This is a genomic window from Streptomyces sp. AM8-1-1 (genome assembly GCF_032229325.1).
Taxonomy (GTDB): domain Bacteria; phylum Actinomycetota; class Actinomycetes; order Streptomycetales; family Streptomycetaceae; genus Streptomyces; species Streptomyces achmelvichensis.
Map to the genome: position 1 here is coordinate 7,298,138 of NZ_CP135086.1, position 12,924 is coordinate 7,311,061.

Genomic DNA, 12,924 nt, shown 5'->3' on the forward strand with positions numbered 1-12,924 from the left:
CCGTGCCCTGCCCTCACGGATCCGGCCTCAGGCCGGCAGCCCGGGGAACACCGGCATGGCCCAGCTCGGCGGCGGTGGTGGCGGGCCCGGGTCCACGGCCCCCGCTACCGCGGCCAGATCCCCATGGGCCGGCGGGTGCCCTGCCTCGGTCCCGCTCCTCGCCGCCGCCCGCAGCGACGCCACGAACTGCAGACAGGAGCCGTACCGGTCGTCCGGGCTCTTGGCCAGCGCCTTCGCCAGGACGCCGTCCACCGCGGCCGGCAGGTCGGCGCGCTTCGACGTCAGCGGCGGTGGCGGATCGAACTGATGGGCCCACAGCAGCGCCATGTCGTCGTCCCGCTGGAAGGGGGGCGTCCCGGCGAGGGTCTCGTAGACGACGCAGGCGAAGCTGTAGACGTCGCACCGGCCGTCGACGGGACGGCCGGAGATCTGCTCGGGCGCCACGTAGTCGAGCGTGCCCACGAACTGCCCGACCGAGGTGAACCCCGTCAGCGACAGCGACTTCTTCGTCAGCCCGAAGTCCGTGAGATAGACGTGCTCGGGGTGCTCGCTGTCCGTGCCCTCGGCGACCAGGATGTTGCCGGGCTTCACGTCCCGGTGCACCAGGTCGTGGGTGTGTGCGGCGTCCAGGGCCGAGGCGACCTGCGCGGCGATCCGGCCCGCCGTGGCGAACGGCAGCGGTCCCTTGCGGTCGAGCAGGGCCCGCAGATCCTGCCCCGCCACATAGCGCATCGCGATGTAGAGAATGCCTTCCGTCTCGCCCGCCTCGAAGACCGGGACGATGTGCGGATGATCGATGGCCGCGGCCACTCGGGACTCATGGGTGAACCTCTGGCGGAAGGTGTCGTTGCGGGCGAGCTCGGGCGCGAGCAGTTTCAGCGCGACCGTACGGTCCAGCCGCAGATCCTTGGCGCGGTACACCACCGCCATCCCGCCGCGCCCGATCTCGTTCTCCACGCGGTAGCCCGCGATCTGCTGTCCGACCAGGTCGGAGGGCCTTCCGGTCGGCAGACCGGTGTCGCGCGGACTTCTCGCCATCATGTGTCACCCGGCCGGGCGGGCGGATCCGGATCGGCGTCGGCAGGGGGTACGCGGCGGGTCTCCTGCCCGTTCTCCGGGACCTGGTCCTGGGCGGCCTGCGGCTGCGCCTGCGCGGGATCGACGGACCGGGTGGCTTCCGGGGGCGGGGGCGCCGGGGTCACGACACGAGTGGGCTCCGGAGGAGCGGGGGCCCGAGCGGGGGCGGGTTCGTCAGGCCCGGCCGCTTCCGGTCGAGCCTGAGCGGGGGCGGGTCCGGCCGGTTCCGCCGCTTCCGGGCGGCCCTGCGCCGGAGCCGGTTCCGCCGGTTCCGCGGCTTCCGGCCGAGCCCGAGCGGGGGCCGGTTCGTCAGGCCCAGCCGCCTCCGGCCGAACCTGTGCCGGAGCCGGTCCCGCGCCTTCCGGCCGTGCCTGCATCGGTGCCGGCCCCGCCGCCTCCGCCTGGTCCACCACCCGGGTGGGCTCCGGCGGTGCTGCCGCCCGAGCTGCCGGGCCGGCCGACTCCTCCGGCCCGGCAGCGGTCGCGAACGTGCTCAGCCGCGCGCCGTCGCAGTACACCCAGCGCTCGTGCTCGGAGTCGTACAACCACACCGACTCCCCGTCCACCACCATGCCGACCCGCAGTCCCCGCGTCCGGCGGCGGAACGTCTCCCGGTCGGTCCGGCCCGTCGCCAGCTCCTCGGCCGCGCGCCGGTAGGTCCCGAGGGACTCCCCGGCCCGGGTCAGCAGCGGCCGCGGATCGGCCGTGCGGGTGAGGGGCTGACCGGTGGCCGGGGGCTCCTGCGGCACGGAGATCAGCAGCCGGCCGTCCACCCAGGCCGACCAGCCGTTGGCGCACTCGATACGGCCCCAGTCGCCCCGCCGGTCGACCAGTCGCACCGGCAGCAGCGCGTCCAGCGGCGCCGTCGGCCGGGACACGTCCGGCTCCTCCCAGGCGGGCAGACCGTCGCGGGGGACGACATGTGTCGGACGGAAGTCCTCGATGGTCATGGTGGCTTCGCCCTACTTCCGCATGACGGCGGGCTCGTGGCGGCGCAGCAGCCGCAGGACGGCGTAGCCGAAGATCACCGAGAGCACCAGCAGCATTCCCATGTTCAGCAGCCACACGCCCGCGGAGTGCTCGAACAGGGGGTCCGCCGTGAGATCGCCGGGCACGATCCGGGACAGGCCGACGGTGCCCGCCATCGCTCCCAGCGCCCAGCGCGAGGGGATGAACCAGGCCAGCTGCTCGATCACCGGCAGCCCGCTCAGCCTGAGCAGGGCTCCGCAGAACACGACCTGCACGATGGCGAGGAGCACCAGCAGAGGCATGGTCACCTCTTCCTTGCGGACCACGGCGGAGACGAGCAGGCCGAGCATCATGGCCGTGAAGGACAGCACCGCGACCGCAAGGGTGATCTCCACGAGGGGTGGCAGCAGCACCCCTTTGCCACCGGGCGCGTTGGGGGCGACGCCGACCAGGCCGACCAGGGTCAGGACCACGGCCTGGAGCACCGTGACCGTGCCCAGCACGACGACCTTGGACATCAGATAGGCGGATCTGGACAGCCCGACGGCTCGTTCCCGCCGGTAGATCACCCGTTCCTTGACCAGCTCGCGCACCGCGTTGGCGGCACCGATCAGGACACCGCCCACACACAGGATGAGCAGCGCGTTCATCGCCGTCTCCTGGGTGAGACGGCTGCCGGCGAGCGCACGGGCCATCGCGCCCATCACGAACGGCAGCGCGATCATGATCACCAGGAAGGTGCGGTCGGCGGAGAGCGCCGCCGCGTACCGGCGCACCAGGGTGTTCAGCTGCGATCCCCAGCTCTGGGCCTTGGGCGGCGCCACGAAGGCGGCCGCCGACTCCTGCGGCTGGTGGGGCTGGGGGGAGGCGTTCGCGATGTACCGCCGCTGAAGCGGCGAGTCCCGGTACGCACCGGCCCAGTCGCGGTCCCGGTCGTTCTCGAACGCCTCGAAGGCCTCCGGCCACTGCTCGAAGCCGAAGAACGGCAGTGCCTCATCGGGCGGCCCGTAGTAGGCGATCCTGCCGCCGGGCGCGAGGACGAGCAGCCGGTCGCACACCTCCAGGCTGAGCACGCTGTGCGTGACCACGACGACCGTGCGTCCGTCGTCGGCCAGGCCGCGCAGCATGTGCATCACCGAACGGTCCATACCGGGGTCCAGCCCGGACGTCGGTTCGTCGAGGAAGAGCAGCGAGGGTTTGGTCATCAGCTCCAGCGCCACGCTCACCCGCTTGCGCTGGCCGCCGGACAGACTGTGGATCGGCTGGTCCGCACGCTCCTCCAGGCCCAGCTCGCGCACCACTTCCTCGACCCGGGCCAGGCGCTCGGCCTTGCCGGTGTCCTGGGGGAAGCGCAGTTCGGCGGCGTAGCCGAGGGCCCGGCGCACGGTCAGCTGGGTGTGCAGGATGTCGTCCTGCGGCACGAGGCCGATGCGCTGGCGCAGCTCGGCGAAGTCCCGGTACAGATCGCGCCCGTCGTACAGGACGGTCCCCTCGTCGGCGGGTCGCAGGCCGGTGAGAGCGTTGAGCAGGGTGGACTTGCCGGCCCCGCTCGGGCCGACCACGCCGAGCAGGCACTTCTCGCCGACCGGGAACGAGACATGGTCGAGGAGAGTCTTGCGTCCGTGGTCCACGGTGACCGCGAGGTCCTGCACATCGAGGGAGACCTCGCCGGTGTCGACGTACTCCTGGAGCTGGTCGCCCACCAGGCAGAACGCGGAGTGGCCGATACCGACGATGTCACCGGAGCCGATCCGGGCGCTCTCGACCGGCTGGCCGTTGAGGAAGGTGCCGTTGTGGGAGCCGATGTCGACGATCTCGTAGGTGCCGTCGGAGTGCGCCCGCAGCTCGGCGTGGTGGCGTGAGACCACCAGATCATCGATGACCAGGTCGTTGTCGTCGCCCCGGCCGATACGGACGGTGCGGGCCGGGAGCGGACGCACACTGGTCGGCTGCCGGAAGGTGCCGGTCGCCCGGGGCATCGAGACCACCGAGGGCCTGTCCCGCCCGCCGGACACGGGCTCGGGCGCCGGCTCGGACACGGGCGCGGGCGCCGGCTCGGACACGGACACGGGCGCAGGCGCCGGCTCGGACACGGACACAGGCGCGGGCTCGGGCACCGGCTCCGGCTCCGGCTCCGGCTCCGGCTCCGGCTCCGGAGGGGCCTGCCCGGTCAGCACGGCACGTGCACCGTCGACGGCATGGCCGAACCGCAGGACGCTGCCGGGTCCGACGTCGCCCTGCTCGTCGATGCGCCGGCCGTCGGCGTAGGTCCCGTTGGTGCTGCCCTCGTCCGCGACGGTCCAGTGGCCGTCGTCGGCGTGCAGCACCGCGTGGTGCCAGGACACCCGGTCGTCGTCCAGCACGATGTCGCTCGAGGGGTCGCGCCCGATGTGGTAGTCCCGGCTCGGACTCATCACCGTGGAGCCCGCGTCTGTTTCGAGGACAAGTTCGGGCGCAGTCGGTGCTACAGGCCGCTCTCCCATGCTCGAATTCTAACTTTTCGTACCGATATGCGCCCAGGCAGTGGCCGGGCGGGACTGGTGCAGATGCGTGTGGCAGCGGCCGCGCGTCTCCAGCCCGGAGGGATCGTGACCGCCGCGCAGGGCCCGCTCGATTGCCCGGCGCTGTTCCGCCGGCCCGGTGAACAGGCGCCGCGGGTAGGTCCGCCCGGGATCCGCCCGGGTGACCAGGCCGTGCCGGGCCAGCCGGTCGGCCACCGGCCGGTACGTGACGGTGCGCGGCACGAACGCGCTCACCCACACCGGGATGTCCGCACAGCGCAGCAGTGTCTCGAAGCTGCGCCAGGTGACATGACCGATGCCTGCGGTGACGGTGATCAGCCCGGTGGCGGCCATCGCTCGCCGCAGATGTCTGCTGGGCGGACAGCACTCCAGATTCTCGGTGTACGTCTCGTCCAGCAGACCCACGGCCTGGGCGTACCGGACCGCGTTGCCCGCGATGTCGACCCCCACCACCGGGACCGCGTCCGATCTGCGCCGCAGGGCGAAGAACTCCCGGTCGTGCCGGACGAGTTCGGCTGGGGTCAGTGTCTGTGCGTCCGGGCGGGTCCAGTGCCCATACAACTCGGCAAGCGTCACATGGTGGTTGAGCAGTGCCGCGTTGATGCCGTACGAGCAGCACAGGTCGAGAACGGTGAACGGCCCTCCGCCGTGGACCGACGCGCGCTCGGCGATCGTGGCGCGGACGGCCCGCTGGGCGTGATGCGGTGTCTCGTACGACAGCTGGACCAGCCGGTGCACGTACGCGCGCGGATCGGGCCGGTCGTGGAGGTCGTCGAACCGGCTCCGGTCCAGGTCGATACTGCTCCGTCCTCGGATCATGGCAGGCCTCCACAGCTCTCACGGACCGTCGGGTGCAGCGCGGAGGAACCTCTATCGGAGACGGGCCGCGGACCGGTAGACCGCACCGGGCAGAACCGGCCACGCTGCGCGCACTGCTGACGCGTCGTCACCGCACCGCCGGTGGTTCCTTGGTTACCCTCGCACCGTCGAATCCCCCGACGACGGAAGGCGATGTGCGTGACCATGCCCTCAGCTCAAGGCGACCCGCACGCAGCTCAAGGCGACCCGCACGGCGACGGCGCACCCACGACGGTCGCGGTGCTCGGCACCGGGATCATGGGTGCCGCCATGGCGCGGAACCTGCTCCGCGGCGGGCTGGCCGTCCGTGCCTGGAACCGCACCCGGGCGAAGGCGGAGGCCCTCGTCGCCGACGGGGCGTACTGCGCCGACTCGCCGGCCGACGCCGTCCGGGGCGCGGATGTGGTGCTCACCGTGCTCAACGACGGCCCGCGGGTGCTCGCGGCCATGCGGGAGGCGGCCGACGGCTTCACCCCGGGCGCGGTGTGGGCCCAGTCGGCCACCGTCGGGGATGCCGCCACGGCGGAGCTGGCCGACTTCGCACGCGAGCACGGACTGACCTTCGTCGACGCCCCCGTACTCGGCACCAAGCAGCCTGCGGAAGCGGGCGAACTCATCGTGCTGGCGGCCGGTCCGGACCGTGCTCGGGCGGCGCTCGCTCCCGTCTTCGACGCCGTCGGGCGGCGCACCACCTGGGTCGGCGACGACGGCTCCGACGGCGGTGCCAGCAAGCTCAAGCTGGTCCTGAACAGCTGGGTCGCCGCTCTCAACCACGCCGCCGCCGAGGCGATCGCCCTGGCCGACGGCCTCGGTGTCGATCCCCGGGCCTTCCTCGACAGCGTGTCCGGCGGGCCGCTGGACAACGGCTATCTGCGTCTGAAGACCGAGGCGATCCTGGCCGGCGACTTCACCCCCAGCTTCAGTGTCGACAACGCCCTGAAGGACGCGCGCCTCATCGTCGAGGCGGGGGAGCGGCGCGGAGTCGCGATGGATGTCGCCCGCGCCGGGGCGGAGCGCTTCGAGCGGCTGGTCGACCGGGGGCTGGGGGAGAAGGACATGGCCGCCAGCTACCTCGCTTCCTTCGACGACCCGGAGAAGGCCCCGGAGCCGCGCGCCGAGTGAGGCCCGCGGCAGCCGGGCCCGTCCTCGTCCGCACCTTCCCGGGTGGGGAAGGTGCGGACGAGTCCGGTTCCCCTCAGGCGCGGGCGAGCCGCAGCGTCAGGATCTGGAACGGGCGCAGGGTCAGCGACACCGTGTCCCCGCCGCAGGACACCGCCTCGTCGGCCAACGGCCGCTCCAGCAGGTCGTTCACCTGCGCCCCGGCGAGGGCGAATCCGGTGCGCAGCGTCGCGTGGGCCCGCCCGCCGAGACTCTCGTAGAGCCGCACCACGACATCGCCCGAGCGGTCGTCGGCGAGTTTGACCGCCTCCACCGTGACGGCCGGGTTGTCACTGGTCACCAGCGGAGCGACCGGCCCGGCCTCGGCCACCCGCAGCGGCAGATTGAGCGCGTATCCCTCCGCGATCGCGTCCTGCACCGTCGCCCCGGGCAGCAGGGCGTAGGTGAAGCGGTGGCGTCCCTGATCGGCCTCGGGGTCCGGGACGCGCGGCGCGCGGACCAGGCTGAGGCGGACCGTGGTCGTCGTGCCGCCGTCCTCGCGGGTGGTCCGTGAGACGTCGTGCCCGTACGTCGAGTCGTTGATGACGGCGACGCCGTAGCCGGGCTCCGCGACATGCACCCAGCGGTGCCCGTAGACCTCGAAACGGGCCGCCTCCCAGCTGGTGTTGGTGTGCGTGGGCCGGTGCACGTGCCCGAACTGGATCTCCGCCGTGGACCGGTCGGCCCGGACGTCGACGGGGAAGACCGCCTTGAGGATCTTCTCGGCCTCGTGCCAGTCGATGTCGGTCTCCACGTCGATCCGCCGGCTACCCGCCCGGACCGTCACCGTCTGGGTGATCCGGGAACCCTTGCCGAAGGCCCGCTCGATCCGCACCGCGCCGAGCAGCGGCCCCGACTCCACGACCGTGACGGACTCGGCGTCGAGCAGATCGGTGAAGCGGTTCCTGTAGTGCTTGTCGATGTCCCAGGCGTCCCAGTAGTTGGGCAGGTCGCTGTGCAGCCGCAGCAGATTGCCGGGCCCGGCCAGCACCTCGCGGCCCGCCACCAGGTCACGTACGGAGGCGAGTGTGCCGTCGGGCGCGAACTCGACGCGCACCAGGCCGTTGTCGAGCACCCGGTCCGTCGTCGTGACCTGCCGGGGAGCCGTGCCCGTCCCGAGCGCGGCACTGCCGCTGCCGGGCACCTCGGTGTACGTCAGGCCGCCGTCCGGGGTCCGCACCACTTCGGCGCGGTCCAGCGGGCTCGTGTTGAACACCTGCGGCGCACCCTCGCCCAGCGCGGCCAGCGCCTGGGACGTCAGCGCCTCCAGCTCCCCGGCGACCCGCGCGTACTCCGCTTCCGCCTCGCGGTGCACCCAGGCGATCGACGAACCGGGCAGGATGTCGTGGAACTGGTGCAGCAGGACCGTCTTCCACAGCCGGTCCAGCCACTCGTGGGGATAGTCGTAGCCGGGGACCCGCAGGGCGGCGGCCGTCGCCCACAGCTCCGCCTCGCGCAGCCGGTGTTCACTGCGCCGGTTGCCCTGCTTGGTGCGGGCCTGCGAGGTGTACGTGGCGCGGTGCAGCTCCAGATAGAGCTCGCCCGACCACACCGGCGCGTCGGGGTACTCGGCCCGGGCCGCCTCGAAGAAGGCGTCCGGGTGCTCGACGCGCACCTTGGCCGAACCCTCGAGGTCGGCGAGCCGCCGGGCGCGCTCCATCATCTCCCGGGTGGGACCGCCACCGCCGTCGCCGTGCCCGAACGGCGCGAGCGAGCGTGTACCGCCGCCCTTGTCCTGGTAGTTGCGGACAGCGTGGGCCATCTCCTTGCCGGAGAACTCGGCGTTGTAGGTGTCCACCGGCGGGAAGTGCGTGAAGATCCGCGAACCGTCGATGCCCTCCCACCAGAAGGTGTGGTGGGGCAGCTTGTTGGTCTGGTTCCACGACAGCTTCTGGGTGAGGAACCACTCGTTGCCGGCGAGCTTCGCGAGCTGGGGATAGGCCGCGTTGTAGCCGAACGAGTCCGGCAGCCACACGCCCTTGGTCTCGATGCCGAAGTGCTCCATGAAGAACCGCTTGCCGTGCACGAGTTGGCGTGCGATGGCCTCACCGCCGGGCAGATTGCCGTCCGACTCCACCCACATGCCGCCGACCGGAGCCCACTGCCCGTCGGCGACGGCCTTCTTGATGCGCTCCCACACCCGCGGGTAGTTCTCGCGCACCCAGGCGTACTGCTGTGCCTGGGAGCAGGCGAAGACGAACTCCTCGTACTCTTCCGCCAGGGCGGTCACATTGGAGAACGTGCGCGACGCCTTGCGCTTGGTCTCGCGGATCGGCCACAGCCAGGCGCTGTCGATATGGGCGTGGCCGACCGCCGACATCGTGTGCGCGCTCGCGTGCGCCGGCCGCGCGAGGACCGGCCGCAACAGCTCCCGTACGTCCGCCGCCGAGCCCGGGATGTCGTCCAGGTCCAGTGCGTCGAGCGCGCGGTCGAGGGCGTGCATGATCTCGTGGCGACGCGGTTCGTGGTCGCCGAGCTCCAGCATCAGCTCCCGCAGCACCTGAAGGTCGAGGGAGAGGTGCCAGACGTTCTCGTCGAGTACGGCGAGGTCCGCGCGGGCGAAGGTGTAGAGCGGCGCACGGCCCGCGGTGGCCGGATCGCCGAGCGGGGTCGGGCCGCGGAAGTCGTTCGCCAGGATGTCAGGGTTGGAGGCGGCCTCGATGAGGTAGTCGACCCGTTCGCCGCCGGCGGCCGGGTGCGCGACCGGGACGTACTGGTTCTGCGGGTTGACTGCCTTCAGCGGGGTGCCGTCCACCGTGTGCACCAGCGCTTCCGCCTGGTTGCCCGGCCAGTCGCCGACGAAGCCCAGGTCGAAGACGGACTCGACCCGGCGGCCGGCCCACCGGGCCGGGACCTCGCCGCGCACCCGGAACCACGTGGTGCCCCAGGGCGGACCCCACGGTGTGCCCGTCACGAACGGTTCGTACGACTGGGCCGCGGCCTCCTCGAACGGCACCGGCTCGCCCGGCGCCTCCCAGGCCTCGATCACGAAGGGCACCGCGTCGGTATGGACGGCGGGCCGGATGCGCTGCTCCAGGATCCGCTCGACACGTTCCTCGATACGGCGGCGTTCGTCGTGCATGTACGGCTCCTACGTCAGATACGCGAGTGCGGGATGGGCGCCGGTGTATCCGTCGACGAGACGGCGGGCGACGGTCACGGAGTCGACCAGGGGATGGAGGGCGAACGCCTTGACGGCGGCCGCCCGTGATCCGCTGCCGGCCGCGGCCAGCACTTCACGTTCCACGGCCTTGACGGCGAGGACAAGACCCGTGGCGTGGGCGGGCAGTGGACTGACCGAGACCGGATGCGCACCGTTCGCGTCGACGAAGCAGGGGACTTCGACGACGGCGTCCGCGTCCAGCACCGACAGGGTCGTCCGGTTGCGCACGTTGAGGATCAGCGTGGTGCGCTGGTTGTGCGCGATGGCCCGCATCAGGGCGAGCGCCACCTGCTCGTAGCCGCCCGACTCGAGATCGCTCGCGTCCCGCTCACCGGCCCCGGCGGCCTCGCGGTTGTGCGCCATGTACGTGGCCTCGCGTTCGGCGCGCGTACGGTCCCAGGTCTCCAGCGCCGGGGCGTCCGGGCGCTCCATCTCCGCGTAGAAACGGGCCTGTTGCTCGTGCAGGAACGCACCGCGGGTCTGCTTCGCCTCCTGGTAGGCGCGCACCGCCTCACGGTTGAAGTAGTAGTAGTGCAGGTACTCGTTGGGGATCGCGCCGAGGGACTGGAGCCAGTCGGGGCCGAAGAGCTTGCCCTCCTCGAAGGAGCCGAGCAGTTCGGTGTCGGCGAGCAGCCGGGGCAGCTCGTCGCGGCCCTCGACGCGCAGCCCGCGCAGCCACCCGAGGTGGTTGAGGCCCACGTAGTCGATCCAGGCGTTGTCCGGGTCGGCGCCCAGGGCGCGCGCCACACGCCGGCCGAGGCCCACCGGTGAGTCGCAGATGCCGATGACCCGGTCGCCCAGATGACGGGCCATGGCCTCGGTGACCAGCCCTGCCGGGTTGGTGAAGTTGATGACCCAGGCGTCAGGCGCGAGTCTCGCGACCCGGCGCGCGATGTCGACGGCCACGGGAACCGTCCGCAGGCCGTACGCGATGCCACCGGCGCCGACGGTCTCCTGGCCGAGCACTCCCTCGGCGAGGGCGATGCGCTCATCGGCGGCGCGGCCCTCCAGCCCGCCCACGCGGATGGCGGAGAAGACGAAGTCGGCCCCGCGCAGGGCCTCGTCGAGGTCCGTGGTGACGGTGACCCGTGGTGCGTCCGGCACCCCGGCCGCCTGGTCGGCCAGGACCCGCGCGATGGCGTTGAGTCTGCCGGCGTCCAGGTCGTGCAGGACGACGTCGGTGACCCGGCCCGCGGCGTGGTCGCCGAGCAGGGCGCCGTAGACGAGCGGCAGCCGGAAGCCCCCACCGCCGAGGATCGTGAGCCTCATACCTCCATCACCTTCACTCCTGCCTCGTCGAAGGCGGCGCCGGTCGCCGGATCCGCGGGGGCGTTGGTCACCACGGTGTCGAGTGCGTCCGGGCCGCACACCCTGGCCATGCCGGTGCCGGGGAACTTGCCCGCGTCGGCGAGCAGGACCACCGCGTCGGCGGCCGCGATCATCGCCCGCTTGACCGGGACCTCGACGACGGTGGTGTCCATGACGTGGCCGTTCGGGCGGATGCCGCTCGTGCCGAGGAAGAGCCAGTCCGCGTGCAGCTGGCGGAGATTGTCCTCGGTGAGGAAGCCGACCAGGGAGCGGTACTCCCGGCGGACCATGCCGCCGAGCAGGATCAGCTCGATGCCGGTGTCGTCGGCCAGCTCCTCGTACACCACCAGATTGCTGGTGATCACGGTGAGCCGGCGGCCGCGCAGCTGCCGGGCCAGCCGGTAGGCCGTGGTGCCGATGTCGAGGAGCACGGACTGTCCGTCCTCGACCATCGCGGCGGCGCGGACCGCTATGGCGTCCTTCTCGGGCACCCGGATCTCGGCGACCTCGGCGAAGGGCTGATCGCCCTCGTCCACGGCGGCCCCGCCGTGGACCCGGGTGAGCAGACCCTCCTCCTCCAGCTTGACCAGGTCCCGCCGGACGGTGGCGGCGCTCACACCCAGCTGCTCGGACAGGTCGGTTACGGCTGCGGGGCCGCCTGATCTCAGGGCCCGCAGGATGAGTTGATGTCGTCGCTCAGCCAGCACACCGGGCACGCTACTCGTCAATCTCAAGCATTTCCATGCATCTTCGTGCTCAACTCTTGCCAATTCTGTTCGTCGGGCGCACGATCCTGTGCACAGCTTGCAGGTCTTTGACGAGAGGGCGGGCGCGTGGACGAGGAGCCGAGGGCCGATGTCCTCCTGACCGGCCTGCTCTTCCACGACATCGTCCTCACCGGCCTCGGCAAGCCGCCCACGCCGGGGGAGGAGATCTGGACCCGCGGGATGGGCTGCGGCCCGGGCGGGATCGCCAACCTCGCCGTGGCGGCCGCCCGCTTTGGACTCACCACCTCGCTCGCCGCCGTCTTCGGCGACGACCTGTACGGCAGACAGCTCAAGGAGATCCTCGCCGGGCAGGAGGGCATCGACCTCAGGTGCTCCCGCACGGCCGAAGGTTGGGACACACCGGTCACCGTCTCCCTCGCCCACGGCCACGACCGCGCCCTGGTCACCCACGGCACACCGCCCCCGTACACACAGGACCAGCTGCTGCCCGACCCGCCGCCCGCCCGCACCGCACTCGTGCATCTCGGCGCCGAACGCCAGGAGTGGCTCGGCAAGGCCGCCGCCTCCGGCACCCTGATCTTCGCCGACGTCGGCTGGGACCCCAGCGAACAGTGGTCCGGCGAGCTGCTGGAACAGCTCTCCCTCTGCCACGCCTTCCTGCCCAACGACACCGAGGCCATGCGCTACACCCGCACCGACAGCCCGGCCGCCGCGCTCGGTGCGCTCGCCGACCTGACCCCCGTCGTTGTGATCACCCGCGGACGCGAGGGCGCGCTCGCCGTCGACCAGCTCACCGGGGAGTACGCCGAGGTCCCGGCCCTTGACATCGTTGCCATCGACGCCACCGGGGCCGGTGACGTGTTCGGGGCGAGCTTCGTCGCCGCGAGCCTCGGCGGCTGGCCCCTCGCCGACCGGCTGCGCTTCGCCACCCTCGCCGCCGGCCTCTCCGTCCGGCGCCACACCGGCGCGCTCGCCGCACCCGGCCTGCACGGCATCGCCCACTGGTGGCACACCACCGGCTCACGCACCCCCGGGCTCTTTCGCGACTACGCCTTCCTGGCCGACCGGCTGCCCGCCGACCCCGGCCCGGCTCCGCACGAGGCGCCCGTCACCCCCCGCTGACCATCCGTCCGGACACACC

General features: G+C 72.0%; 9 protein-coding genes. 2 read left to right on the plus strand and 7 right to left on the minus strand.

The annotated features are described in order from the left end of the window. Positions 1-27: 27 nt before the first annotated feature. The 4 genes from RPQ07_RS32610 to RPQ07_RS32625 are packed head-to-tail and all read right to left on the minus strand — an operon-like array spanning position 28 to position 5,387. Positions 28-1,038, minus strand: a complete 1,011-nt coding sequence (locus RPQ07_RS32610) for a serine/threonine-protein kinase (protein WP_313947821.1) — start codon at positions 1,036-1,038, stop codon at positions 28-30. Beyond that, positions 1,038-2,027 (minus strand): hypothetical protein, encoded by a 990-nt coding sequence (locus RPQ07_RS37845; protein WP_413777798.1) that lies wholly within the window; start codon positions 2,025-2,027, stop codon positions 1,038-1,040. The genes RPQ07_RS32610 and RPQ07_RS37845 overlap by 1 nt, the downstream gene beginning before the upstream one ends. Before the next feature lie 12 nt (positions 2,028-2,039). Further along, positions 2,040-4,529 carry an FHA domain-containing protein gene (locus tag RPQ07_RS32620; RefSeq protein WP_313947822.1) on the minus strand — a complete coding sequence of 830 codons (2,490 nt, stop codon included), beginning with the start codon at positions 4,527-4,529 and terminating at the stop codon, positions 2,040-2,042. Between the two features lie 9 nt (positions 4,530-4,538). Next, the gene (locus tag RPQ07_RS32625) at positions 4,539-5,387 is read right to left on the minus strand and encodes a hypothetical protein (RefSeq protein WP_313947823.1); all 849 of its coding nucleotides are present in this window, start codon (positions 5,385-5,387) and stop codon (positions 4,539-4,541) included. Positions 5,388-5,591: 204 nt separating this feature from the next. Here RPQ07_RS32625 and RPQ07_RS32630 point away from each other — a divergent pair, with 204 nt between their 5' ends. Continuing rightward, entirely contained in the window at positions 5,592-6,548 is a 957-nt protein-coding gene (locus tag RPQ07_RS32630) for an NAD(P)-dependent oxidoreductase (RefSeq protein ID WP_313947824.1), read from the plus strand. Between the two features lie 73 nt (positions 6,549-6,621). Here the strand turns inward: RPQ07_RS32630 and RPQ07_RS32635 are convergent, their stop codons facing one another. Genes RPQ07_RS32635 through RPQ07_RS32645 form a run of 3 tightly spaced genes read right to left on the minus strand, consistent with a single transcriptional unit; the run spans position 6,622 to position 11,939 of the window. Continuing rightward, positions 6,622-9,666 carry an alpha-mannosidase gene (locus tag RPQ07_RS32635; protein ID WP_313947825.1) on the minus strand — a complete coding sequence of 1,015 codons (3,045 nt, stop codon included), beginning with the start codon at positions 9,664-9,666 and terminating at the stop codon, positions 6,622-6,624. 9 nt (positions 9,667-9,675) lie between these two features. Next, positions 9,676-11,016 carry a 6-phospho-beta-glucosidase gene (locus tag RPQ07_RS32640; RefSeq protein WP_313947826.1) on the minus strand — a complete coding sequence of 447 codons (1,341 nt, stop codon included), beginning with the start codon at positions 11,014-11,016 and terminating at the stop codon, positions 9,676-9,678. Beyond that, positions 11,013-11,939 carry a DeoR/GlpR family DNA-binding transcription regulator gene (locus RPQ07_RS32645; protein WP_313947827.1) on the minus strand — a complete coding sequence of 309 codons (927 nt, stop codon included), beginning with the start codon at positions 11,937-11,939 and terminating at the stop codon, positions 11,013-11,015. Before RPQ07_RS32645 ends, RPQ07_RS32640 begins: the two co-directional genes overlap by 4 nt. Between RPQ07_RS32645 and RPQ07_RS32650 the strand changes: the two genes are divergently transcribed. Further along, positions 11,889-12,905, plus strand: a complete 1,017-nt coding sequence (locus tag RPQ07_RS32650; protein ID WP_313947828.1) for a carbohydrate kinase family protein — start codon at positions 11,889-11,891, stop codon at positions 12,903-12,905. The two genes, RPQ07_RS32645 and RPQ07_RS32650, sit on opposite strands and share 51 nt — an antisense overlap. Positions 12,906-12,924 lie beyond the last annotated feature (19 nt).

What these genes read in the sequence shown, in the direction of transcription:
- RPQ07_RS32610 (WP_313947821.1), bottom strand. Translation starts at nt 1,038, where the DNA reads ATGGCGAGAAGTCCGCGCGACACCGGTCTGCCGACCGGAAGGCCCTCC.
- RPQ07_RS37845 (WP_413777798.1), bottom strand. Translation starts at nt 2,027, where the DNA reads ATGACCATCGAGGACTTCCGTCCGACACATGTCGTCCCCCGCGACGGT.
- RPQ07_RS32620 (WP_313947822.1), bottom strand. Translation starts at nt 4,529, where the DNA reads ATGGGAGAGCGGCCTGTAGCACCGACTGCGCCCGAACTTGTCCTCGAA.
- RPQ07_RS32625 (WP_313947823.1), bottom strand. Translation starts at nt 5,387, where the DNA reads ATGATCCGAGGACGGAGCAGTATCGACCTGGACCGGAGCCGGTTCGAC.
- RPQ07_RS32630 (WP_313947824.1), top strand. Translation starts at nt 5,592, where the DNA reads ATGCCCTCAGCTCAAGGCGACCCGCACGCAGCTCAAGGCGACCCGCAC.
- RPQ07_RS32635 (WP_313947825.1), bottom strand. Translation starts at nt 9,666, where the DNA reads ATGCACGACGAACGCCGCCGTATCGAGGAACGTGTCGAGCGGATCCTG.
- RPQ07_RS32640 (WP_313947826.1), bottom strand. Translation starts at nt 11,016, where the DNA reads ATGAGGCTCACGATCCTCGGCGGTGGGGGCTTCCGGCTGCCGCTCGTC.